This is a genomic window from Streptomyces sp. NPDC014907 (genome assembly GCF_055562975.1).
In genome coordinates this window covers 145,683-170,547 of sequence record NZ_JBVHEG010000002.1, presented here as the reverse complement: position 1 = coordinate 170,547, position 24,865 = coordinate 145,683, and the positions used below count along the sequence as shown (strand labels likewise).

The following is a 24,865-nucleotide window of genomic DNA, read 5'->3' as shown; positions in this document are numbered from 1 at the left end:
CCCGCGCCGCTCCCGCCGCCTTTCCGCGCGGAACGCACGCCGCTCCCCGTCCGCACCGCACCGTCCCGCCCGTACGACAGGAGCCTCCCGTGACATGTCCCCACACCGCCGCCCGGACCGGAGGGACCGTCGTCGTCGACCCGATGGTCCGGGACCTCGACGGCGAGACGGCGCGGCTGCGCGACGCCGGGCCGCTGGCCCGGATCGACCTGCTGGGCGTGCCCGCCCTCGCCGTCACCCGGCACGCCGACGCCCGGCGGCTCCTGGTCGACCCCCGCCTGGTGAAGGACCTCGACGCCTGGAGCCTGTGGCGGAGCGGCGAGGTGACGCACGCGTGGCCGCTCATCGGGATGATCGACGCCGGACGGTCCATGTTCACGGTCGACGGCGACGAGCACCGCCGGCTGCGCGCCCACATCTCCCAGGCGCTCACCCCCCGCCGGCTGGAGGCGATGCGCCCCGCCGTCGAGGGGTTCACCGCCGAACTCCTCGACGCGCTGGCCGAGGGCGGCCGTGACGGGGCCGTCGTCGACCTCAAGTCCGTGTTCGCGCAGCCGCTTCCGATGCGGGTCGTCGGCATGCTGATGGGCGTCGACCCCGCCGAGAACGCCATGCTGACCCGTCAGTACAAGAAGTTCTTCTCCGTGCTCACCCCGCAGGACGAACGGCTCGCCCTCCTGGCCGACCTGGACGCCTTCTACGCCGGACTCGTCCGCGAGAAGGCCGCGCGGCCCGCGGACGACCTGACCTCCGCGCTCCTCCTCGCCGACGGGGGCGGCGGGCCGCTGACCGAGGAGGAGGTGGCCGGCAACCTCAAGGCGATGGTCGCCGCCGGGCACGAGACCACGATCGGGCTCGTCCTCAACGCCGTGCGGGCCCTCCTCGCCCACCCCGGTCAGCTGGGGAAGGTCCTGGACGGGGAGGTCCCCTGGGAGGCCGTGATCGAGGAGACCCTGCGGTGGGACACCCCGACCACCCACCTCCTGATGCGGTTCGCCACCGAGGACGTCGAGGTGGGGGACGACGTCATTCCCGAGGGGGAGGGCGTGGTCGTCTCCTACCGGGCGATCGGGCGCGACACCGGACGGCACGGCGACGGCGCCGACGCGTTCGACGTCACCCGGCCCGCGCCCGCCCGGCACATGGCGTTCGGGCACGGCCCGCACATCTGCCCCGGCGCGGCCCTCTCCCGCGTCGAGGCCGGCATCGCCCTGCCCGCCCTCTTCGCCCGCTTCCCCCGTCTGCGGCTCGCGGTGCCGGACTCCGCCCTGCGCAGGCTTCCCGTGATGACGCAGAACGACCTGGAGGCGTTTCCCGTCCTCCTCGACGCCTGACGCCCGACGCCTGACGCCCGACGCCTGACGCCCGACGCCTGACGCCCGACGCCTGACGCCCGACCCCGGGCCCGGCGCCCGGGATCACGCACCGGGGCCCGGCGCATGACGCCGGACCCCGGTGGTACGGTTCCGCGCTCCGCTCAGTGGCCCGCCGGCGTCCAGTGCAGCCGGCCGTCCAGGCCGATCGCCGCGACGCCTTCCGTGCGCGCGTCCGGCGCCCCCGAGAAGAGGAACGGGTCCAGCGTCCACATCGGCCGCGCCCCCGTCCTGCCGTACGAGGCGGTCGCCAGGAAGCCGGTGCGGGAGCGGACCGCGAGGATGCCGTCGCCGCCGCTCACCGGGCCGAAGCCGGCGACCCCGGTGCCCGGGAGCTCGGCGAACGGGGCGACCGGGTTCGGTCCCTTGAAGTCGGCGCTCCGCAGGTCGCCGGAGGCCGGCTTGCGGAACCAGAGGCGCACCCCGTCGCCGTCCGGCAGCGCGGTCGCGCTCAGCGCCAGCGTCGTCGCGGGCAGGCCGGTCCGCACCGGGCCCGTCACCGGCCCGCCGGGGAATCGCTGCGCCCAGGTCAGGACGGTCTTCGGGGTGCTCGCGAAGACGTATCCGCGTCCGGCCGCGTCCGTCGCCGCCACCGGGTCGCCGGTCACGCCCGTGCCCCCCAGGGGGCGCCACGGTCCCCAGCCGCCGTCGGCGCGCTGCTCGCGGACGGTGAGCTGGTGGCGGCTGTTCCGCAGGAACAGGGACGCCCGGCCGTCGGTGCCCACGGTCACGGCGGGCGCGCTGATGTCCGAGGTGCCCGTGACGTCGTTCCGCTCGGGCGTGCCGAGCGGGCGCCACGGGCCGAAGGCGCCGCCCGGCGTCTTCTGGGTCGTGCTCACCACTTCCCGGCGGTAGTTCACGAGCACCGTCCGGGTGCCGTAGACGGAGATGCGGCCGTCGGGCAGGGTCACGGAGGTGATCCCGCTGTCGATGCCGTCGCCGGGCAGCAGCTCCGGGCCCCGCCAGGCGGTGGCGTCCGCCGCCTTCCGCCAGACCGCGAGCCGTCCGTCCAGGACGGAGAAGGCGTGGAGGCCGCCGGCCGGGTCCTTCTGCACCCAGGAGGTGGAGGTGCCCCGGGCGTACCGGACGGTCTTGGTCCAGCCCCGCCCGGCGGGCCGCGCGGCCACCTTCAGGTCACCGCAGCCCGCGAGGGTCCCGCAGTCCCTGACCTCGTCCATCCACGCGTACGTCTTCAGGGTCTTCAGCTTCGTGCCCGCCGCCTCGGGGTCGAGGGTGTGCGGCAGGGTGCTGGTCGGGTAGCCGAGGTAGTTCTGCACGCCGACGTGCGGCCGGCCGGGCTTCTTCGCGTACCGGGCCAGGGCCGCCTGCGTGAACCGCGCCCCGTAGAGGTGGTCCTGGTGGTCCCACAGCTTCCCCGTCTTCGGGTCCTTGCCGGGGCTCGGGTCCTGCATCCGGACGAAGGTCGGCCGGAAGCGCTCCAGGAGGCCGGTCAGCGTCGCGACGACCTGTTCCTTCGTGTACGTGAAGTCGGCGGGGACCGGGGTGCCGACGGAGCGCTGGGACGTGAGCCTGGTGATGCGGCCGTTCCAGAGGCCGTTGAGGCTGTACGGGCGGTTGCCGCTGATGGAGCCGGCCTCGCGTATCTGCAGCCACACCAGCTTGACCTGGGGCTTCGCCCGCAGGGTGTCCAGCTCGGCCCATCCGCCGCCGGCCGTGGGTATCGCCGTCCGGGTCCACGGGCTGGTCCTCTTGCCGGTCACCATCTCGGCGTACGCGGCCCGGATGCCGTTCTGCCGCGCCTCGGCGTAGCCCGCCTTGTCGGGTTCGAGCCGGGGCCGGCGCAGGCGCGAGTTGACTCCGTCCGACTCGCCGCTGGTGAGGTAGACGGAGGTCAGGGGGCTGCCGGAGCGCAGCGACTGGGATATGTCGGGGTTCATGAAGAACAGGTCGTCGTCCGGGTGCGCGACGACCTGCACCACCGAGACCGGGGCCGCGGGGGTCCGCGCGGGCCTCACGCGTATCTCGGACGGCCGGACGCCCCGGAGGGCGGGGTGCGCCGCGCCCTTCGCGGGCACCTCGGCCTCCGGGACGGCCCGGGCCCCGCGCGGCTCGGAGACCGCGTGCGCCTCTCCCGTCTCGGGCGTTCCCGTCATGGTGAGGGCTCCCGCGGCGGCGGCGCCCAGCAGGGCGGCGGTGACCACGGTCACGGTCGCCCTGCGGCGGGACCGGAGGGCGGAGCGGCGGAAACGGCGAAGGCGGGTGGGCATGGGTCGGCAACGCACTTTCGAGAGGTCGGACGGGCGGGCGAGCCCCGGCGGGGTGTGCCGGTCGAACGGATGGGCGGGTCTCGCGATCAGGTAGACGGACTTTCAAGAAATACGGTTTACTCACCGCGAAAAGCCACCAATGTGCGGGATGTCACGTGTGTCCGACTCTGTTCCGAGGGCCGTGGCGCCACCGCGCCCCGCGCCGGATAGGCTCGAACTCCCGGGTCGGCCCCAGGGCTCGGACCCGTCTCGGACCTGTTCGGAGGGAGCGGCGGAATGACGGTGCCCGGACGCAGGAGCAGTACGTTCACACGCCTGCTGCGGCACGGATTCACCGACCCCTCCGGGGCCGAGCGGCTGCTCGACGTGCCCGAGCTGTCCGAACTGCGCGGCGACCCCGTGCTCCTCGACGCCCTCGGGGCCACCGCCGACCCCGACCTCGCCCTGCGCGGCCTGGTCTGGCTCGTCGAGGCGCAGCCCGACGCCGAGCGGCACACCTTCACCTCCACGCTGCTCTCCGCCAAGCCCTTCCGGGACCGGCTCCTCGGGGTGCTCGGCGCCTCGGAGGCGCTCGCCGACCACCTGGCCCGCCACCCCCGCGACTGGGAGACCCTGGTCACCTACGAGGCGACCGATCTGCACCCGGGGGTCGAGGAGTTCGAACGGCGCCTCGCCGGCGCCGCCGACCCGGTCGCGCTGCGGGTCGCCTACCGCCGCTGCCTGCTCGCCATAGCGGCCCGCGACGTGTGCGGCACCACCGACGTCGCCCAGACCGCCGCCGAACTCGCCGACCTGGCGACGGCGACCCTGCGCGCCGCGCTCGCCATGGCGGAGGCCGGCGCGCCCGAGGACGCCGCCCGGTGCCGGCTCGCGGTCATCGCGATGGGCAAGTGCGGCGGCCACGAGCTGAACTACGTCTCCGACGTGGACGTGATCTTCGTCGGGGAACCGGTCGACGGGGCCGACGAGGGGGAGGCGATCAGGGCCGCGACCCGGCTCGCCTCCCACCTGATGCGGATCTGCTCGGAGACCACCGTCGAGGGGGTCATCTGGCCCGTCGACGCCAACCTGCGCCCGGAGGGCCGCAACGGCCCCCTCGTCCGCACCCTCTCCTCCCACCTCGCCTACTACCAGCGCTGGGCGAAGACCTGGGAGTTCCAGGCCCTCCTGAAGGCGCGCGCGGTCGCCGGCGACCCGGAGCTGGGCACGCGGTACATCGAGGCCGTCTCGCCGCTCGTCTGGCAGGCCGCCGAACGCGAGAACTTCGTCCCCGACGTGCAGCGGATGCGCCGCCGGGTCGTCGACAACATCCCGGCCGCCCAGATCGACCGCGAACTGAAGCTCGGCCCCGGGGGCCTTCGGGACGTCGAGTTCGCCGTCCAGCTCCTCCAGCTGGTGCACGGCCGCAGCGACGCCACCCTGCACAGCGGCACCACCCTCGACGCGCTCGCCGCCCTCGCCGCCGGCGGCTACGTCGGCCGGGCCGACGCGGCCCAGCTCGACGAGGCGTACCGCTTCCTGCGGACCATGGAGCACCGCATCCAGCTCTACCGGCTGCGCCGCACCCACCTCGTCCCCGAGGGCGAGACCGACCTGCGCCGCCTCGGCCGCTCGCTCGGCCTGCGCACCGACCCGGTCGCCGCGCTCAACAAGGAGTGGAAGCGGCACGCGGCCGTCGTCCGGCGGCTGCACGAGAAGATCTTCTACCGCCCGCTGCTCGACGCGGTGGCCCAGCTCGCCCCCGGCGAGATCCGGCTCAGCCCGAAGGCGGCCGGACAGCGGCTCGAAGCGCTGGGATACGCGGACCCGGGCGCCGCCCTGCGCCACCTGGAGGCGCTGTCCTCCGGGGTGAGCCGGAAGGCCGCGATCCAGCGGACCCTGCTGCCCGTGCTGCTCGGCTGGTTCGCGGACTCGGCCGACCCGGACGCCGGACTCCTCGGCTTCCGCAAGGTCTCCGACGCCCTCGGCAAGACCCCCTGGTACCTGCGGCTGCTCCGCGACGAGGGCGCCGCCGCCGAGAACCTCGCCCGGGTGCTCTCCGCCGGCCGGCTCGCCCCCGACCTGCTGCTGCGGGCCCCCGAGGCGGTCGCGATCCTCGGCGACCCGGAAGGCCTGAGGCCGCGCGACCGGGGCCACCTGGAACAGGAGGTCCTGGCGGCGGTCGGCCGCGCGGACGACGCCGAACAGGCGGTCGCCGCGGCGCGCGGGGTGCGCCGCCGGGAGCTGTTCCGCACCGCCGCGGCCGACCTCATCGGCTCGTACGGCACCGAGGAGAGCCCCCGCGAGTCCGACCCGGGCGCCCTCGTGGACCGGGTGGGGGAGGCCGTCACCGACCTCAACGCGGCCACGATCGCGGGCGCCCTGCGGGCCGCCGTGCGCGCCGGATGGGGCGACGAGCTGCCGACCCGGTTCGCGGTCATCGGCATGGGCCGCTTCGGTGGCCACGAGGTGGGGTACGGCTCCGACGCCGACGTGCTGTTCGTGCACGAGCCCCGCGAGGGCGTGGACGAGCAGGAGGCGGCCCGGGCCGCGAACCGGGTGGTCACGGAGATGCGGCGGCTCCTCCAGCTGCCCACCGCCGACCCGCCGCTGCTGATCGACGCGGACCTCCGGCCGGAGGGCAAGAGCGGCCCCCTGGTCCGCAGCCTGAAGTCGTACGAGGCCTACTACCGCCGCTGGTCGCTCGTCTGGGAGAGCCAGGCGCTGCTGCGCGCCGAGCACGTGGCGGGCGACCGCGACCTGGGCGAGAGGTTCGTCGAACTCGTCGACCCGCTGCGGTACCCGGCCGGGGGGCTCGGCGAGGACGCGGTCCGCGAGATCCGCCGCCTCAAGGCCCGGATGGAGTCCGAGCGGCTGCCGCGCGGCGCCGACCCGACGCTCCACGCCAAGCTGGGGCGCGGCGGCCTGAGCGACGTCGAGTGGACGGTCCAGCTCCTCCAGATGCGCCACGGCCGGTCCGAGCCGGGGCTGCGCACGACCCGTACCCGCGAGGCGCTGGCCGCCGCCCACGCGGCCGGGCTCATCCCCGCGGAGGAGGCGCAGACCCTGGACGAGGCGTGGGTGCTCGCCACCCGTGTCCGCAACGCGGTGATGCTGGTGCGCGGCCGGCCCGGCGACACCTTCCCCACGGAGCCGCGCGAGCTCGCGGCGGTGGGCCGGTACCTGGGGTACGAGTCGGGGCACGTCGGCGAGATGGTGGACGACTACCGCCGGATCACCCGCCGGGCCCGCGCGGTCGTGGAGGAGCTGTTCTACGGGGCGTAGGGCCCCGGCGCCCGCCCTCCCCGGCTCTCCCCGGTGCGGCGGCCCCGCCCGCCGCCGCCCCGGCCCGGCACGGGCTCACGGACCCGACGGCCCCGGAGGGGACGGCCGGGCGCACGCTCCGGGACGTGCGTGCCGGGCAGGCGGGACTTGCGCACGCGCCTTAGCGGCCGCCGGAGCCGACCGGTCGCTCCGCGTCCGTCCCGCGGTCCGTCCCCGGGTGCGGACCGCCGTGGGCGACGACCCCGGCGGGCTCCGCGGGGCCGATCAGCTTCGGCAGCCGGTGCGGCCGGGAGCCGTACCAGAAGTACGAGACCAGGAAGCCGAAGGACACGCAGGCCATCCCGCCGACCGCGTCCAGCCAGAAGTGGTTGGCGGTCGCGACGATCACGACGAGCGTCGCCGCCGGGTAGAGCAGGCCCAGGACGCGCGCCCAGGGCGCCTTGGCCAGCAGGAAGATCGTCAGGCCGCACCAGAGCGACCAGCCGATGTGCATCGACGGCATCGCCGCGTACTGGTTCGACACGTGCTTGAGGTTGCCCGAGGCCATCGAGCCCCAGGTGTGGTGGACGAGGACCGTGTCGACGAAGTCCTGGCCGTTCATGAGGCGGGGCGGCGCGAGCGGGTACAGGTAGTAGCCGACCAGGGCCACGCCGGTGGTGGCGAACAGGACCGTGCGGAACGCCGCGTAACGGCCCGGCTGCCGGCGGTACAGCCACACCAGCACGCCGATGGTGACGACGAAGTGCAGCGTCGCGTAGTAGTAGTTCATCGACACGATCAGCCACGTCACCGAGTTCACGGCGTGGTTCACGGTGTGCTCGAAGGCGAGCCCCAGGGACTCCTCGGCCCGCCAGATCCAGTCGGCGTTCCGCAGGGCCTGGGCCTTCTGCTCCGGCACCGCGTTGCGGACCAGGGAGTACGTCCAGTAGCTCACCGCGATGAGCAGGATCTCGAACCAGATCGTGGGGCGCCGGGGGACGCGCGGCCGCGACGGCCTGTCGCCGGCCGCGATGGGTGACGACGGGGTCGTCCGGTTGTCCACACTCTTCACGGTCGTTTCACCCATGGGGAGAGAGTCTGCCAGATGGCCGCCCCCGACAGATCATCCCTCGGTCGGGTCCCGGGCGCACCCGGTCAGTCGGAGGTCGGAGGCCTGAGGGGGGACGGCGCGGAGGCGGTGGAACCCCGGACGACCAGCTCGGGCATGAAGACGAACTCGGAGTGCGGGGCCGGGGTGCCGCCCACCTCTTCGAGCAGCGCGCGGACCGCGGCCTGCCCCATCGCCTGCACGGGCTGCCGGATGGTGGTCAGCGGCGGATCGGTGAACGCTATGAGGGGGGAGTCGTCGAAACCGACGACGGAGACGTCCCGCGGCACGTCGAGCCCCTGCTGCCGGGCCGCCCGGATCGCGCCGAGCGCCATCATGTCGCTCGCGCAGACGATGGCCGTGCAGCCCCGGGAGAGCAGCGCCCCGGCCGCCGCCTGGCCGCCCTCCAGGGTGTAGAGGGAGTGCTGGATCAGCTCCTCGGACTCCTCGGGGCCGAGGCCGAGCCGCTCCTCCATGCCCTTCTGGAAGCCCTCGATCTTGCGCAGCACCGGCACGAACCGCTTCGGGCCGACCGCGAGCCCGATCCGGGTGTGCCCCAGCGAGGCCAGGTGCGTCACGGCGAGCCGCATCGCGGCCCGGTCGTCGGGCGAGACGAAGGGCGCCCGGACCTTGGGGGAGAAGCCGTTGAGGAGGACGTACGGGACGCCCTTGCCGCGCAGCTGGTCGTAGCGCGTCATGTCGGCCGTCGTGTCCGCGTGCAGTCCGGAGACGAAGATGATGCCGGCGACGCCGCGCTCCACCAGCATGTCGGTGAGCTCGTCCTCGGTGGACCCGCCGGGGGTCTGGGTGGCGAGGACCGGCGTGTATCCCTGCCGGGTCAGCGCCTGCCCGATGACCTGCGCCAGGGCGGGGAAGATCGGGTTGTCCAGCTCGGGGGTGATGAGGCCGACGAGCCCCGCGCTGCGCTGCCGCAGGCGCACGGGCCGCTCGTAGCCGAGCACGTCGAGCGCGGCGAGGACGGATTCACGGGTGGCGGTGGCCACGCCGGGCTTTCCGTTGAGCACGCGGCTGACTGTGGCTTCACTGACCCCCGCCTGGGCTGCGATGTCGGAGAGCCGCGCGGTCATGGGAGTGGACTGTACCGGTCACGACGCGTATTGCCCACCGGCCCGGCGCCCTCGTCTCGGGCCCTTCCCGCAAGGACTTGCAGCCCTTGCGGGCCGCCTTGCGGGCGCGGGGAGGCGGGTAGGGGGGCGTTCGCCCCTGTCAAGCGGCCCGTCGGCAACCTTAGGGACACGCGGATGTAACGATCCTCGGCTCTTGCAGAAAATTCACGCAAGGTCTTTCGGCGCGTTTTCATCCCTGTTACGTTCCTGCCAACCCGGAGCGCCGCGAGGGAGCGGTCGCATGAGGAAGGTTCCAGCCCCTCGTCCCCCGGGATCAGTTGAAGGAGTTCACATGCGGCGTGGCATAGCGGCCACCACGCTGGTCGCGGCCCTGGGCGTGACCCTGGCGGCGTGCGGAAGCGGCAACGATTCGAACGGCGGCTCGAAGGGCTCGGGCGAGCTCTCCGGCACCGTCACCTGGTGGGACACCTCCACGGTCGGCTCCGAGGACAAGGTCTTCAAGAAGCTCGCCGAGGACTTCACCAAGAAGCACCCCAAGGTCACGGTCAAGTACGTGAACGTGCCCTTCGGTGAGGCGCAGAACAAGTTCAAGAACGCCGCGCAGTCCGGCTCCGGCGCTCCCGACGTCATCCGCTCCGAGGTCGCCTGGACCCCCGAGTTCGCCGACCTCGGCTACCTGGCCCCGCTGGACGGCACCCCGGCCCTCAAGGACACCGACGACTTCCTCAAGCAGGCCGCCGCCTCCATCAAGTACAAGGACAAGACCTACGCCGTCCCGCAGGTCATCGACTCCCTGGGCATCTTCTACAACAAGAAGATCTTCAAGGACGCCGGCGTCGCGGTCCCCAAGAACATCGACGAGCTGAAGACCGCCTCCGCCAAGATCAAGGAGAAGACCGGCAAGACCGGTCTCTACCTGCGCGGCGACGACCCCTACTGGTTCCTGCCCTTCCTGTACGGCGAGGGCGGCGACATGGTCAACGCCGACCAGAAGAAGGTCACCGTCGACGACGAGTCCGGCGTCAAGGCGTTCAAGACCGCCAAGGACCTGGTCGACTCGAAGGCCGCGATCACCGACGCGACCAACGGCTGGGACAACATGCAGGCCGCCTTCAAGGACGGCAAGGTCGCCATGATGATCAACGGCCCGTGGGCCGTGGCCGACACCTACACCGGCAAGGAGTTCGCCGACAAGGCCAACCTGGGCATCGCCCCGGTCCCGGCCGGTTCGGCCGGCCAGGGTGCCCCGCAGGGTGGCCACAACCTCGCCGTCTACGCGGGCTCCAAGAACCTCGACGCCTCCTACGCGTTCGTCGAGTACATGACCTCGGCCGAGTCCCAGGCGAAGGTCACGAAGGAGCTGAGCCTCCTCCCGACCCGCTCGTCCGTCTACATCAAGCCGGACGTCGCGACCAACGAGATGATCGCCTTCTTCAAGCCGGTCGTCGACAAGGCCGTCGAGCGCCCCTGGATTCCCGAGGGCGGCAGCCTCTTCGAGCCGCTCAAGGTCGAGTACACCAAGGTGCTCACCGGCCAGACCACCCCGGAGGCGGGAGCGAAGGCGGTCGGCGACCGCTACCGCAAGCTCCTCAAGGACTGGAAGTAAGAAGGAAGGCAGACCGGCTGATGGCTGTGGACACCACCGGCCAGTCGGTGGCGAAGGCCGCGGGCGACAGCGTCGCCCGCGGCCGGAGCCGCGGAACTGGCAAGCGCCGGAGCGTGCGCAAGCGCTCCCTCGCCACCCACTGGTACGCCTGGGCGATGGTCGCCCCGGTGGTCGTCGTGATCGGCGTGATCATCGGCTACCCGCTGGTTCGTGGCATCTACCTGTCGTTCACCGACGCGAACGAGCGGAACGTCGCCCGGTCCATCGGCGTCAACCAGATCCCGGCCACGTACGAGTTCGTCGGGGTGGACAACTACACCGAGGCGCTCACCGGGACCCAGTTCCTCGGCACGCTCGTCTGGACCGTCGTGTGGACGGTGGCCTGCGTCTCGATCACCTTCGCCCTCGGCCTCACCCTCGCCAACGTCCTCAACCGCAGGATCGCCGGCCGCTCCGTCTACCGGATGCTGCTGGTCCTGCCCTGGGCCGTCCCCGGCTTCGTCTCCGTGTTCGCCTGGCGGTTCCTCTTCGACGAGCGCCGCGGTCTGCTCAACGAGATCCTGGCGGGCGGCGGCATCTCGGCCGTGCCCTGGCTCAACGACCCGCTGGTCGCCAAGTTCGCGGTCATCGCCGTCAACGTCTGGCTCGGCGTCCCGTTCATGATGGTCGCCCTCCTCGGCGGCCTCCAGTCCATCCCCGGCGAGCTGTACGAGGCCGCCGAGATGGACGGCGCCAACGCCTGGCAGCGCTTCCGCAACATCACCATGCCGGGCCTCAGCTCGGTCTCGACCACGGTGCTGCTGCTCTCCACCATCTGGACCTTCAACATGTTCCCGGTGATCTTCCTGCTCACCCGGGGCGGTCCCGGCGAGGCCACCCAGATCCTCGTCACCCAGGCGTACAAGTTCTCCTTCGAGATCAGCCCGCGCGACTTCGCCCAGTCCTCCACGTGGGGCGTGCTGATCCTGATCCTCCTGATGGTCTTCGCCGCGATCTACCGGCGCGTCCTCCGCAAGCAGGGAGAAGTCTGGTGACCACCACGACCCCCGCCCCCCAGGCCCTGAACGCCCCGGTGCGCGGACGCCGTTCGCCGCTCGCCTCGGCCGGGCTGCACCTCACCCTGATCGTCGCCTCCGTGATCGCCGTCTTCCCGGTGCTCTGGGTGCTGCTGACCTCGCTGAAGCCGGCGGAGTACGCGACCACCACGGACTTCGTGAAGGAGACGACCTTCGAGAACTACACGAACCTGCTGAAGGACACCCCCTTCCTCACCTGGTTCGGCAACTCGCTGCTCGTCGCCGGCCTCACCACCGTCGTCGGCGTCTTCATCTCCGCCACCACCGGCTACGCCGTCAGCCGCTTCCGCTTCCCCGGCAAGCGCGGCCTGATGTGGACGCTGCTCGTCACCCAGATGTTCCCGGTCGCCGTCCTGATCGTGCCGATCTACAACATCATGGCGTCGATGGGCCTGCTCAACCAGCCGGCCGGCCTGGTCATCACGTACCTGACCATCGCCGTCCCGTTCTGCGCCTGGATGATGAAGGGCTTCTTCGACACCATCCCGCGCGAGATCGACGAGTCCGGCTACGTCGACGGCCTCACCCCCTTCGGCACCTTCTGGCGGCTCATCCTGCCGCTCGCCAAGCCGGGCATCGCCGTCACCGCCTTCTACTCCTTCATCACCGCCTGGGGCGAGGTCGCCTACGCCTCCGCCTTCATGGTCGGGGACGAGAACCTCACCCTCGCGGGCGGACTGCAGAAGTTCGTCAACCAGTACGGCGCCCAGTGGGGCCCGATGTCCGCGGCCTCCGTGCTCATTGCCATCCCCGCCGCCCTGGTGTTCCTCTTCGCCCAGCGGCACCTGGTCACCGGCATGTCCGCCGGCGCCGTCAAGGGCTGAGCCCGATCACCGCCTCCGTACGCCCCTCCATACCTCCCAGGGAAGACATGACCCAGCATCTTGCCGCCCCGGCCGCCGCCCCCACCACCGGCACGCACACGGGCTGGTGGAGAGACGCCGTGATCTATCAGGTCTACCCCCGCAGCTTCGCCGACGGCAACGGCGACGGCATGGGCGACCTGGAGGGCGTCCGCAGCCGGCTGCCCTACCTCAAGGAACTGGGCGTCGACGCCGTCTGGCTCTCGCCGTTCTACGCCTCGCCGCAGGCCGACGCCGGCTACGACGTCGCCGACTACCGGGCCATCGACCCCATGTTCGGCTCCCTGCTCGACGCCGACGCGGTGATCCGGGAGGCCCACGACCTGGGCCTGCGGATCATCGTGGACCTGGTGCCCAACCACTCCTCCGACCAGCACGAATGGTTCCAGCGGGCGCTGCGCGAGGGCCCCGGGTCCCCGCTGCGCGAGCGCTACCACTTCCGCCCCGGCAAGGGCACGGACGGCGAACTCCCGCCCAACGACTGGGAGTCCATCTTCGGCGGCCCGGCCTGGACGCGCACCGAGAACCCGGACGGCACCCCCGGTGAGTGGTACCTGCACCTCTTCGCCCCGGAGCAGCCCGACTTCAACTGGGAACACCCCGCCGTACGCGACGAGTTCCGCTCGATCCTGCGCTTCTGGCTCGACATGGGCGTCGACGGCTTCCGCGTCGACGTCGCCCACGGCCTCGTCAAGGCCGACGGCCTGCCCGACATCGGCGCCCACGACCAGCTCAAGCTGCTCGGCAACGACGTCATGCCCTTCTTCGACCAGGACGGCGTCCACGAGATCTACCGCTCCTGGCGCCAGGTCCTCTCCGAGTACGACGGGGAGCGCATCCTCGTCGCCGAGGCCTGGACCCCGACCGTCGACCGCACCGCCAACTACGTGCGCCCCGACGAGATGCACCAGGCCTTCAACTTCCAGTACCTGGGCACCCACTGGGACGCGGCCGAACTGCGGGCCGTCATCGACGCCTCGCTCGCCGCGATGCGCCCGGTCGGCGCCCCCGCCACCTGGGTGCTCTCCAACCACGACGTCACCCGGCACGCCACCCGCTTCGCCAACCCGGCGGGCCTCGGCACCCAGCTCCGCGAGGCCGGCGACCGCGCACTCGGCCTGCGCCGGGCCCGCGCCGCCACCCTCCTGATGCTGGCCCTGCCCGGTTCGGCCTACGTTTACCAGGGCGAGGAACTCGGCCTGCCGGACGTCACCGACCTGCCCGACGAGGTCCGTCAGGACCCGTCGTTCTGGCGCGCCAGCGGCCAGGACGGCTTCCGCGACGGCTGCCGGGTGCCGATCCCGTGGACCGTCGGGGGCGGCTCGTACGGCTTCGGCAGCGGCGGCTCCTGGCTGCCGCAGCCCGCGACCTGGGGCGAGCTGAGCGTCGAGGCGCAGACCGGTGACCCGGACTCCACCCTGGAGCTGTACCGCGGCGCCCTCGCCGTGCGCCGCGCCCAGCCCGGTCTCGGCGCGGGCTCCGGCGTCGAGTGGCTGGAGGCCCCCGAGGGCGTCCTCGCCTTCCGGCGCGACGGCTTCGTCTGCACCGCCAATACCACCGGCCGGGCCATCTCCGTCCCGCTGCCCGGCCGGTTCCTCCTCTCCAGCGCGCCGGTCTCCCCCGGGGACGACGCGGTGGAGCTGCCCGCCGACACCACCGTCTGGTGGGCGGTGTGACGATTCCCCTGCCGCGGGGCGTCGTTCCCGGCGCCCCGCGGCTCGCGGACATCGCGGCCCAGTCCGGGGTCAGCGAGGCCACCGTCAGCCGCGTCCTCAACGGCAAGGCGGGGGTGGCCGGCGCGACCCGGCACAAGGTGCTCGCGGCGCTCGACGTGCTCGGCTACGAGCGCCCCGTACGCCTCAAACGGCGCAGCGCGGGTCTCGTCGGCCTCGTGGTGCCCGAGCTGACCAACCCGATCTTCCCGGCGTTCGCGCAGGTCGTCGAGCAGGTGCTCGCCGGCCACGGCTACACCCCGGTGCTCTGCACCCAGATGCCCGGCGGCGCCACCGAGGACGAACTGGTCGAGCAGCTCGTGGAGCGCGGGGTGGCCGGCATCGTCTTCCTCTCCGGTCTCCACGCGGACGCCACCGCCGACCCGACCCGCTACGACCGGCTCGCCGCCCGGGGAGTGCCGTTCGTCCTCGTCAACGGCTACAACGAGCACATCGACGCCAACTTCGTCTCCCCGGACGACCGGGCGGCGGCCCGGATGGCCGTGCGGCACCTGGTCGAGCTGGGGCACGAACGCATCGGCCTCGCCATCGGCCCCACCCGGTACGTCCCCTCGCGCCGCAAGGCCGAGGGCTTCGCCGCCGAGCTGTACGAACTCCTCGGCATCGGCCGCGCGGACGCCGAACGGTTCGTCCGCCCCACGCTCTTCGGGGTCGAGGGCGGCCACGCCGCCGCCGACATCCTGCTGCGCGAGGGCTGCACGGGCATCGTCTGCGGCTCCGACCTGATGGCGCTCGGCGTGATCCGCGCGGTCCGCGCCCGGGGCCTCGACGTGCCCGGGGACGTCTCCGTCGTCGGTTTCGACGACTCGCCCCTGATCGCCTTCACCAGCCCGCCGCTCTCCACCGTCCGCCAGCCCGTCCAGGCGATGGCCACGGCCGCCGTGGGCGCGCTCCTGGAGGAGATCGAGGGGAACCCGGTGCAGCGCACGGAGTTCGTCTTCCAGCCCGAGCTGGTGGTGCGCGGTTCGACCGCGCAGCCGCCCGCCCGGGGCGAGCGGCCGAAGCCGCTTCCGTAAAAACTCGCGCGGCGGCGTCCGGAGGGTTGACCGGGCGCCGGGGCACTCGTACGGTCACGGCTGAAAACGGTTGCTGAGCTTTTCGGCAACTTCTTGCGACGGTGAGGTCGTACAGGAGGAAGCATGGCCAGAAGAACCGTGGCCGCCGTACCCGCCCCCGTGGCGGGGGCCGCTCCGGCCGTCACGGAAGAGGCCCCGCCGGCACGGCCCGGCCCGCCCGGCCCACCCGGCGAGAACGCCCTCACCGCCGTACCGTCCGCCCGGAAGTCCGCCCCGTCCGCCCGGCGCCGCCCCGGCCGCCCCGGGAACCCCACCGCCCCCGCGCACCCGTCCGGTCGCCGCCCCACCGCCCCCGCGCCCCCGGCCGGCCCCCGTCCCGCCTCCGGTGACACCGCGCGGGAGTGAGTCCGGCGCCGACCGCGCCGCGACCGCCCCCGCCACCGGACGGCCCGCCCCGAACGCCACCCCCCCCACGGCCGACCCCCCCCCGCTCCACGGCCGACCCCCCCCGCTCCACGGCAGATCCCCCTCCGCACCGCAGGGCCCCCCACCCGGGGCGGCCCCCTCTTCCCGTACCTCCAGGGAGCTTCCCCGTGATACGCAAGAGAACGGCGGTCGCACTGGCCGCCGCCCTGTGCGCGGCCCTCGTGCCCGCCGTCCCCGCGACCGCCGCGCCCCGCCCGCCCGCCCCGCCGTCGGACCGCGCGCTCGCGGCCCAGCCGGCCCGTCACGACCTGACCCGCGAGCAGTTCTACTTCGTGCTGCCCGACCGGTTCGCCAACGGCGACCCCTCCAACGACCGGGGCGGTCTCACCGGCAGCCGCACCGAGACCGGTTTCGACCCCACGGACAAGGGCTTCTACCAGGGCGGCGACCTCAAGGGCCTCACCCAGCGGCTCGACTACATCAAGGGCCTCGGCACCACCGCCATCTGGATGGCGCCGATCTTCCGGAACCGGCCCGTCCAGGGCACCGGCAAGGACGCCTCCGCCGGCTACCACGGCTACTGGATCACCGACTTCACCCGCGTCGACCCCCACTTCGGGACCAACGACGACCTGCGGAAGCTGATCGCCGCCGCCCACGCCAAGGGCATGAAGGTCTTCTTCGACGTCATCACCAACCACACCGCCGACACCGTCGGCCACGCCGAGAAGAAGTACGGCTACCGCCCCAAGGGCGCCTACCCCTACCTCGACAGGGAAGGCCGCCCCTTCGACGACCGGACCGCCGTCGGCAGGGTGGACGCGGACTCCTTCCCCTACACCCCCGTCGCGGAGAAGGACGCCAAGAAGCCCGCCTGGCTCAACGACCCCACGATGTACCACAACCGGGGCGACTCCACCTGGGCCGGCGAGTCCGCCGAGTACGGCGACTTCGTCGGCCTGGACGACCTGTGGACCGAACGCCCCGAGGTCGTCGAGGGCATGAAGAGGATCTACGAGACCTGGGTCCACGACTTCGACATCGACGGCTTCCGCGTCGACACCGTCAAGCACGTGAACCTGGACTTCTGGACCCAGTGGGCCACCGCCCTCGACGCCTACGCCAGGAAGCAGGGCCGCGAGGACTTCTTCATGTTCGGCGAGGTCTACTCCTCCGACCCCGCCGTCACCGCCCCCTACGTCACCCGGGGCCGCCTCGACGCCACCCTCGACTTCCCCTTCCAGGACGCCGCCCGCGCCTTCGCTTCCCGGGGCGCCGGAGCCGACAAGCTCGCCAGGGTCTTCGCCGAGGACCACCGTTACACCACCGACAAGGCCAACGCCTACGAGCAGGTCACCTTCCTCGGCAACCACGACATGGGCCGCTTCGGCGGCTTCCTCGCCCAGGACAACCCGGACGCCCCCGACGCCGAACTCGTCCGGCGCGCCCGCCTCGCCAACGAGCTGATGTTCCTCTCCCGGGGCAACCCGGTGGTCTACGCCGGCGACGAACAGGGCTTCACCGGCGCCGGCGGCGACAAGGACGCCCGCCAGCCCCTCTTCGCCTCCCGGGCCGCCGACTACCTCGACGACGACCAGCTCGGCACCGACCGCACCCACGCCACCGACGCGTACGACACCGGCCACCCGCTCTACCGCTCCATCGCCGCCCTGTCGAAGCTCACCCGCGAACACCCCGCCCTCCGCGACGGAGTCCAGCGGGAACGGTACGCCGAGGGCTCCGTCTACGCCTTCTCCCGCACGGACGCGAAGGACCGCACCGAGTACCTCGTCGCCGCCAACAGCGCCACCACCGACAGGACCGTCACGATCCCCGTCGACTCGGAGGACTTCCGGACGCTGTACGGAGGCAGGGGCACCGTCACCGCCACCGGGGGCCGGGTCACCGTCACCGTCCCCGCCCTCTCCTCCCTGGTCCTCCGGGCCGACCGGGCCCTCCCGGTCCCGGCCGTGCGGCCCGGCATCACGCTGAGGCCCCCGGCCGCCGGAGCCACCGGCACCGTCGAACTCTCCGCCGGCGTCACCGGCGACGCGCTCGGCCGGGTCGTCTTCGCCGCCCAGGTCGGCAACGGACGCTGGCAGACCCTCGGCACCGCCGACCACGCCCCCTACAAGGTCACCCAGCACGTGACCGCCCCCGCCGGCACCGCCCTGCGCTACAAGGCCGTCGTCGTCGACGGCTCCGGCCGCACCGCGAGCGCCACCGCCGCCACCACGGCGGGCGCGCCCCCGGTGACCGGGAAGCCGGTCGCCGTCGAACGCACCCACGCCGTCGTCCACTACAAGCGCGAGGACGGGAACTACGACGGCTGGAAGCTGAGGGCCGCGGGCCAGGAGGCCCCCTTCACCGGCCGCGACGCCCACGGCGCCTTCGCCTGGGTCGACGTCCCCGAGGGCGCCTCCACGATCCCGTACACCGTCGAGAAGGACGGCACCGCCGACGGCCCGCAGCGCACCGTCGACCTCGGCCGCACCGGCGAGGTCTGGATCACGCAGGGCACCGACGGCCAGTCCGACACGAACCCGGCCCCCGCCGTCCCCGACCGGACGAAGGCCGTCATCCACTACCAGCGGCCCGACGGGAACTACGAGGGCTGGGGCCTCCACACCTGGACCGGCGCCGCCCGGCCCACCGACTGGGCCAAGCCCCTCCCGCCCACCCGCGTCGACGCGTACGGCGCCGTCTACGAGGTCCCCCTCGCCGAAGGCGCCACCACCCTCTCGTACATCCTCCACAAGGGCGACGAGAAGGACCTGCCCACCGACCAGTCCCTCGACCTCGCCACCCACGGCCACGAGGTCTGGCAGCTCTCCGGGCGGGCCGAGTACCTCCTGCCGACCACCGGCGGCGCCCCGGACCTCGACCTCGGCAAGGCCGGGGCCCAGTGGATCGACCGGAACACCGTCGTCTGGAAGGTCAAGGCCACCGACGCCACCAGCCAGCAGCTCGTGTACGACGAGGACGGCGGGATCACCGTCACCGGCGGCGCCCTGAACACCGAGGGCCGGTGGCTCCGGCTGAACCCGGCCGCCCTCACCGACGCCCAGAAGGCCGCGCACCCCCACCTCCGGGACTACCCGGCCTTCACCGTCGACCCGCGCGACGCCGACCGCGTCCGCGACTCCCTGCGCGGCCAGATCGTCGCCACCCAGCGCGCCGCCAACGGCGCCCTGCTCGCCGCCACCGGCGTCCAGACCGCCGGCGTCCTCGACGACCTGTACGCGAGGAAGGCCACCCGCGCCGCCCTCGGCCCCGTCTTCCGCGACGGCCGGGTCACCCTCTCCGTGTGGGCCCCCACCGCCCGGACCGTCGCCCTCGAACTCGACGGCCGGACCGTGCCCATGCGCCGCGACGACGCCTCCGGCGTCTGGTCCGCCACCGGCCCGCGGTCCTGGACCGGCAAGCCCTACCGGTACGCCGTGACGGTCTGGGCCCCCACCGTCCGGAAGGTCGTCACCAACAAGGTCACCGACCCCTACTCCACCGCCCTCACCACCGACTCCGCCCGCAGCCTCGCCGTCGACCTCACCGACCCGAAGCTCGCCCCCGCCGGCTGGAAGACGCTGAGGAAGCCCGCGCCCGTGCCGCTGCGGGACGCCCAGATCCAGGAACTCCACATCCGCGACTTCTCCGTCGCGGACACCACGGCCCGCCCGGACCACCGGGGCACCTACCTCGCCTTCACCGACAAGGACAGCAAGGGCTCGAAGCACCTGCGCGACCTCGCCGCCTCCGGCACCTCCCACGTCCACCTCCTCCCGGCCTTCGACATCGGCACCGTCCCCGAGAAGAAGTCCGCGCGGACCGAACCGGCCTGCGACCTCAAGGTCTACGCCCCCGACTCCGAGGAGCAGCAGGCCTGCGTCACCGCCGCCGCGGCCGGCGACGCCTACAACTGGGGCTACGACCCGCTGCACTACACCGTCCCCGAGGGCTCCTACGCCACCGACCCCGAAGGCACCCGCCGCACGGTCGAGTTCCGGCGGATGGTCCAGGCCCTCAACGGCGACGGGCTGCGCACCGTCATGGACGTCGTCTACAACCACACCATCGCCGCGGGACAGTCCGACAAGTCCGTCCTCGACCGGATCGTGCCCGGCTACTACCAGCGCCTCCAGGCGGACGGCTCCGTCGCCACCTCCACCTGCTGCGCCAACACCGCGCCCGAGAACGCCATGATGGGCAAGCTCGTCGTGGACTCGGTGGTCACCTGGGCCAGGGAGTACAAGGTCGACGGCTTCCGCTTCGACCTCATGGGCCACCACCCGAAGGAGAACGTCCTCGCCGTCCGCAGGGCCCTCGACGCCCTGACCCCCGCCAAGGACGGCGTGGACGGCAGGGCGATCGTCCTCTACGGCGAGGGCTGGAACTTCGGCGAGGTCGCCGACGACGCCCGCTTCGTCCAGGCCACCCAGAAGAACATGGCCGGCACGGGCATCGCGACCTTCTCCGACCGCGCCCGCGACGCCGTGCGCGGCGGCGGCCCCTTCGACGAGGACCCCGGCGTCCAGGGCTTCGCCTCCGGCCTCTTCACCGACCCCAACCCCTCGCCCGCCAACGGCACCCCCGAACAGCAGAAGGCCCGGCTCCTGCACTACCAGGACCTCATCAAGGTCGGCCTGACCGGCAACCTCGCCGACTACACCTTCACCGACACCTCCGGGCGCACGGTGAAGGGCTCCGAGGTCGACTACAACGGCGCCCCCGCCGGATACGCCGCCGCCCCCGGTGACGCCCTGGCCTACGCCGACGCCCACGACAACGAGACCCTGTACGACGCGCTCGCCTTCAAGCTCCCGGCGGACACGTCCCCGGCCGACCGCGCCAGGGCGCAGGTCCTCGCCATGGCGACGGCCACCCTCTCGCAGGGCCCGGCGCTCTCCCAGGCCGGTTCGGACCTGCTGCGCTCCAAGTCCCTCGACCGCAACTCGCACGACAGCGGCGACTGGTTCAACGCGATCCACTGGGACTGCCGCGACGGCAACGGCTTCGGCCGGGGCCTGCCGCCCGCCGCCGACAACCGGGCCAAGTGGGACCACGGCAGGCCGCTCCTGGTGAACCCGTCCCTCACGCCCGGCTGCGCGCAGATCGACGGGGCCTCGGCCGCGTACCGGGACCTCCAGAAGATCCGCACCACCGAACCGGTCTTCTCCCTGGACACCACCGACCGGGTGCGGTCGGCCCTGTCCTTCCCGCTCTCCGGCCCCGGCGAGGCCCCGGGCGTGATCACCATGCGCCTCGGCGACCTCGTCGTCGTCCTCAACGCGAGCCCGCGGACGCAGACCCAGGAGGTCACCGGCCTGGCGGGCACGGGCTACCGCCTGCACCCGGTCCAGGCGGAGGGCTCCGACGCGGTGGTGAAGACCGCCGCCTACGAGAAGGACTCGGGCACCTTCACGGTCCCGGCGCGGACGGTGGCGGTGTTCAAGGCCGGGTGACCGGCCCCCCGGGGAGCCCCCGCTCCCTCGGGGCGACCCCGTGGCGCGTGCCGTCGGCGGCGGGCCTTCCCGGCTCCTCGCCGACGGCACGGTAGCCGGCGGCCCCGTAGTACGCCTCCGCCGGCGGACCGGGATCGCGGCCGTCCGTCCGCCGGAAGGCCACCCGTGCCGGTGCCGTCGTCACGGCGCCCGCCGGCCCGGTACGGCGGGCAGCGCGTTCGGGGCCGCCGGGACGGCCGGTGCGGGCACGAGCGCGGCGAGGCGGGACACCAGGTCCCCGAACGGGCCGTCGGCCGGCTCGTCGGCGAGGATGCCGACCAGGACCTCCGCCATCCCGGAGTCGTACGCGGCGCTCACCGCCGCCAGCGCGGCGAAGTCGTGCACGAGCTGCAACTCCAGCTCCGCGCGCGGCACCCGCCGTCCGTCCAGCCAGAGCAGCGCCGTCGTCTCGGCGAGGGACACCCAGGAGCGGACCACCAACTCCAGGCGCGCGGAAGGCTCCTCGACCCCGAGGTGCGTGAGGATCTGCTCGTACGCGGCCTGCCGGACCTCGTCGATCATCGCGTTCGCCGTGGACGACCCGGCCGCCGGGCCGCCGCGCATCAGCGCCGTGAAACCCGGGCCGTGACCCTCCACGAAGTCGAAGAAGCGGCCCATCACCCGCAGCAGCCGCGCGCCCAGCGGCCCCCGGTGCGGTTCCGCGAACCGGGCCGCCAACTCGTCGGCGGCCCGCCGCAGGGCGGCCTCGTAGAGGCTCTGCTTGCCGGGGAAGTAGTGGTAGACCAGCGGCCGCGAGATCCCCGCGGCCGCGGCGATCTCGTCGATGGACACCTCGTCGGGCGAGCGGTGGCCGAAGAGTTCGAGGGCCACCCCGATCAGCTGCTGCTTGCGCTCCTCGACGCCCATTCTGCGGCGCACCCCGGTCGTCATGCGAACAGCCTAACGGGGTCGGTTACGCTCCTGCCCCATGAGCGCTCCCGACCAGGACACCCCGTTGGCCGAGTCCCCGAAGGCCTCCGGGGCCCCCAGGACCCCGAAGACCGCGAAGGCCGGAGGGGCCGCGGCGACCCCCGGCGTCCCCGCGCCGCGCGGAACGTCCGGAGGGGCGCCGGAGGAGACGGAGAGGCCCGCCGGAGAACCCGGCGGGAAGCCCGGTGCGGAGAAGCCGGCGGGAAAGGCCGCCGGTGCGGAGCGTGCGGCCGGGAAGCCCGGTGCGGAGAACCCGGTCGGGAAGTCCGGTGCGGAGAGGCCGGCCGAGCCGGCGGCACCCGCCCGGGGGACGGCCGGGAAGGCCGCCGGAGCGCCCCCGCGGAAGGACTCCGGGGACGCCGGTGAAGAGGGCCCGGCCGAGGAGTTCGCGGGCGAAGAGGACGGCGCCGGTGAGGACGGCGCCGGCGGCAGCACCGTCGGGGGGCTCACCCCCCGGCAGGCGAGGCGGCTGCGCGTCGCCGCCGCCTCGGTCCTCCTCGTCGCCCTCGCCGCGGTCCTCGTCGTCCGTCTCGCGAGCCGTACGTCCGTCCTGGTCGTCGGCGTGTACGGACTCGCCATGATCCTCTGCGGGATCGTGATCGAGCTGTCCCGCAACGGCCGTACGCGGCTCGCCACCTGGCTCCTGGCGGGAGGCCTCGCCACCGCGCTCGCCCTGGACTGGCTGGTCCTCCCGTAGGGCCGGTCCCGGGGCTCAGAGGTCGAGCACGAGCCGCTTCCCCGCGCAGCGCGAGACGCAGATCAGCATCGAGTCGTCCCGCTCGGCGTCGGTGAGCAGCTCGTCCCGGTGGTCGATCCCGCCCTCCAGGACCCGCTGCCGGCAGGTCCCGCAGAAGCCCTGGCGGCAGGAGTACGGCACGTCGGGCAGTTCCGCGCGCACCGCGTCCAGGAGCGACTGCCCGGCCGCCACCGCCACCGTGCGCCCGGAGCGGCGCAGTTCGGCCTCGAAGGGCTCGCCGCCGGCCGTCGTGGCGGCCGTGAAGCGCTCCAGGCGCGGGGCCCGCCCCCCGGGCATCGCCGCGCCCACCGCGTCCATCAGCCCGTCGGGACCGCAGCAGTAGACGGCCGTCGCGTCCGGTACGCGCGCGAGGAAGCCCAGGTCGGGGAGGCCCGACTCGTCCTGGGCGACGACGGTCACCCGGTCGCCGCCCAGCGCCTCGACCTCGGCGAGGTACGGCATGGTGGCCCGGCTCCGCCCGCCGTACACGAGCCGCCACTCCGCCCCGGCGGCCTCCACGGCGCGCAGCATGGGCAGGACGGGGGTGATGCCGATGCCCCCGGCGACGAAGACGTACGCGGGGGCCCCGACGAGCGGGAAGCGGTTCCGGGGGCCCCGGACCTCGATCTCCACGCCCTCGCGCAGCCGTTCGTGGACCTCGCGCGAGCCGCCCCGGCCGCCCTCCCCGGCGCCGATCAGCCGGGTCGCCACCGTGTACGCGCCGGTGTCGGCGGGGTCGCCGCAGAGCGAGTACTGCCGGACGAGCCCGGAGGGCAGGACCAGGTCGACGTGGGCGCCCGGCCGCCAGGCGGGCAGGCCGTCGCCTTCGAGGCGCAGTTCCACGACGCCCTCCGCGGGCGTGGTGCGGCGGGTCACCGTGACCTTGCGGGGGACGGTGCGGCCCCGGCCGTATCCGGACACGGGCACGTCGAGGGCGGGCATCGGCCACAGCGGGGCCGTGGACATGCGGTCGCGGACGGCGCGGCGGACCAGCAGGGCGGCCCCGGCGGCGAGGGCGACGGCGGCGAACCGGGGCATCAGCGGCCCCCGTTGGCGCCGGGGGAGGAGGCGAGGTAGGCCAGCGCCTGCGCGGTGCTCCCCTCCTGGGAGGGGTGGTAGGAGCGGCTGAGGTAGCGGGGGGCGGACCGCAGCACGGCCGGGGTGGACGGCAGCAGGCCCCGCCGGCCCCTGCGCACGAAGTCCGCCGGGGAGGCCTTCGCGGCGGTGAGGGTCGGGTCGTTCGCCATGAAGAAGCGGATGCCGCGCTGCCAGAGGAAGACGAGCGCGGAGAAGGCGATCGCCCAGGTGCGGACGCGGCGCCGGTAGCCGCCGTCGAGGTGCATGAAGAGTTCGAAGGCGACCGCGCGGTGTTCCACCTCCTCGGCGCCGTGCCAGCGCAGCAGGTCGAGCATGGTGGGATCGGCGCCGGCCCGGTCGAGGGCGTCGGCGTTGAGGACCCAGTCGCCCAGGAAGGCGGTGTAGTGCTCGATGGCGGCGATCATCGCGACCCGTTCCCTCAGCCACCAGCGGCGCGGCCGGCCGGGCGGCAGGGTGCGGTCCCCGAGCAGCTTCTCGAAGAGCCAGTCCACCTGCGCGGTGTAGGGGGTGGGGTCGAGGCCCAGCTTCCGCAGGTGCGGCAGGACGTCGTCGTGGGCCTGGGAGTGGACGGCCTCCTGGCCGATGAAGCCGATGACGTCCTCGCGGAGCCGGTCGTCCGTGACGTACGGCAGGGCCTGCTTGTAGACGTGCACGAACCAGCGTTCGCCGGCCGGGAGCAGCAGGTGCAGCACGTTGATGGTGTGCGTGGTGAACGGATCGCCCGGAACCCAGTGGAGCGGCGTCCCCTCCCAGTCGAAGGAGACCTTGCGGGCCCTGAGTCCGGCGTGCTCCGACGCCACCGGCGCGGGCTGCTTATGAGACATGGTGTCAATGTACTGAGGG

Annotated in this window: 15 protein-coding genes; 9 read left to right on the top strand and 6 right to left on the bottom strand. The window is 73.3% G+C overall.

Features of this window, described 5'->3' with window-relative positions:
• The first annotated feature begins 89 nt into the window (after nt 1–89).
• The gene (locus tag ACZ3IL_RS06130) at nt 90–1,334 is read left to right on the top strand and encodes a cytochrome P450 family protein (RefSeq protein ID WP_467387124.1); all 1,245 of its coding nucleotides are present in this window, start codon (nt 90–92) and stop codon (nt 1,332–1,334) included.
• A 143-nt stretch (nt 1,335–1,477) separates the two neighbouring features.
• Here ACZ3IL_RS06130 and ACZ3IL_RS06125 read toward each other — a convergent pair whose 3' ends face one another.
• Nucleotides 1,478–3,601, bottom strand: coding sequence for a PIG-L family deacetylase (locus ACZ3IL_RS06125; RefSeq protein WP_467387122.1), 2,124 nt, complete (start codon nt 3,599–3,601; stop codon nt 1,478–1,480).
• Nucleotides 3,602–3,877: 276 nt separating this feature from the next.
• On the opposite strand from ACZ3IL_RS06125, the gene ACZ3IL_RS06120 reads away from it, so the two are divergent.
• Nucleotides 3,878–6,865, top strand: coding sequence for a bifunctional [glutamine synthetase] adenylyltransferase/[glutamine synthetase]-adenylyl-L-tyrosine phosphorylase (locus tag ACZ3IL_RS06120; RefSeq protein ID WP_467387120.1), 2,988 nt, complete (start codon nt 3,878–3,880; stop codon nt 6,863–6,865).
• A gap of 160 nt (nt 6,866–7,025) precedes the next feature.
• Here the strand turns inward: ACZ3IL_RS06120 and ACZ3IL_RS06115 are convergent, their stop codons facing one another.
• Both ACZ3IL_RS06115 and ACZ3IL_RS06110 read right to left on the bottom strand, forming a co-directional pair.
• On the bottom strand, nt 7,026–7,931 hold the full coding sequence (locus ACZ3IL_RS06115; RefSeq protein ID WP_467387118.1) for a phosphatase PAP2 family protein: 906 nt from the start codon (nt 7,929–7,931) through the stop codon (nt 7,026–7,028).
• A 68-nt stretch (nt 7,932–7,999) separates the two neighbouring features.
• Nucleotides 8,000–9,040: a LacI family DNA-binding transcriptional regulator gene (locus ACZ3IL_RS06110; protein WP_467387116.1), complete on the bottom strand. Its 1,041-nt coding sequence runs from the start codon at nt 9,038–9,040 to the stop codon at nt 8,000–8,002.
• 331 nt (nt 9,041–9,371) lie between these two features.
• Here ACZ3IL_RS06110 and ACZ3IL_RS06105 point away from each other — a divergent pair, with 331 nt between their 5' ends.
• From ACZ3IL_RS06105 to pulA, 6 genes are all read left to right on the top strand, one after another.
• Nucleotides 9,372–10,646, top strand: a complete 1,275-nt coding sequence (locus ACZ3IL_RS06105) for an extracellular solute-binding protein (RefSeq protein WP_467387114.1) — start codon at nt 9,372–9,374, stop codon at nt 10,644–10,646.
• 20 nt (nt 10,647–10,666) lie between these two features.
• The gene (locus ACZ3IL_RS06100) at nt 10,667–11,680 is read left to right on the top strand and encodes a carbohydrate ABC transporter permease (protein ID WP_467387112.1); all 1,014 of its coding nucleotides are present in this window, start codon (nt 10,667–10,669) and stop codon (nt 11,678–11,680) included.
• Nucleotides 11,677–12,546, top strand: coding sequence for a sugar ABC transporter permease (locus ACZ3IL_RS06095; protein WP_467387110.1), 870 nt, complete (start codon nt 11,677–11,679; stop codon nt 12,544–12,546). The genes ACZ3IL_RS06100 and ACZ3IL_RS06095 overlap by 4 nt, the downstream gene beginning before the upstream one ends.
• Before the next feature lie 47 nt (nt 12,547–12,593).
• Nucleotides 12,594–14,261, top strand: coding sequence for a glycoside hydrolase family 13 protein (locus tag ACZ3IL_RS06090; RefSeq protein ID WP_467387108.1), 1,668 nt, complete (start codon nt 12,594–12,596; stop codon nt 14,259–14,261).
• Complete coding sequence (locus ACZ3IL_RS06085; protein ID WP_467387106.1) at nt 14,249–15,334, top strand: LacI family DNA-binding transcriptional regulator; 1,086 nt, start codon at nt 14,249–14,251, stop codon at nt 15,332–15,334. The genes ACZ3IL_RS06090 and ACZ3IL_RS06085 overlap by 13 nt, the downstream gene beginning before the upstream one ends.
• Nucleotides 15,335–15,927: 593 nt before the next feature.
• Entirely contained in the window at nt 15,928–21,219 is a 5,292-nt protein-coding gene (pulA, locus tag ACZ3IL_RS06080; RefSeq protein ID WP_467387104.1) for a pullulanase-type alpha-1,6-glucosidase, read from the top strand.
• A gap of 180 nt (nt 21,220–21,399) precedes the next feature.
• Here the strand turns inward: pulA and ACZ3IL_RS06075 are convergent, their stop codons facing one another.
• Nucleotides 21,400–22,149 carry a TetR/AcrR family transcriptional regulator gene (locus ACZ3IL_RS06075; RefSeq protein ID WP_467387102.1) on the bottom strand — a complete coding sequence of 250 codons (750 nt, stop codon included), beginning with the start codon at nt 22,147–22,149 and terminating at the stop codon, nt 21,400–21,402.
• Nucleotides 22,150–22,186: 37 nt separating this feature from the next.
• On the opposite strand from ACZ3IL_RS06075, the gene ACZ3IL_RS06070 reads away from it, so the two are divergent.
• The gene (locus ACZ3IL_RS06070; RefSeq protein WP_467387100.1) at nt 22,187–22,885 is read left to right on the top strand and encodes a hypothetical protein; all 699 of its coding nucleotides are present in this window, start codon (nt 22,187–22,189) and stop codon (nt 22,883–22,885) included.
• A gap of 15 nt (nt 22,886–22,900) precedes the next feature.
• On the opposite strand, the gene ACZ3IL_RS06065 is transcribed toward ACZ3IL_RS06070, so the two are convergent.
• Entirely contained in the window at nt 22,901–23,962 is a 1,062-nt protein-coding gene (locus tag ACZ3IL_RS06065) for a PDR/VanB family oxidoreductase (protein ID WP_467387098.1), read from the bottom strand.
• Entirely contained in the window at nt 23,962–24,846 is an 885-nt protein-coding gene (locus ACZ3IL_RS06060) for a metal-dependent hydrolase (RefSeq protein WP_467387096.1), read from the bottom strand. Before ACZ3IL_RS06060 ends, ACZ3IL_RS06065 begins: the two co-directional genes overlap by 1 nt.
• Between the last annotated feature and the right edge of the window lie 19 nt (nt 24,847–24,865).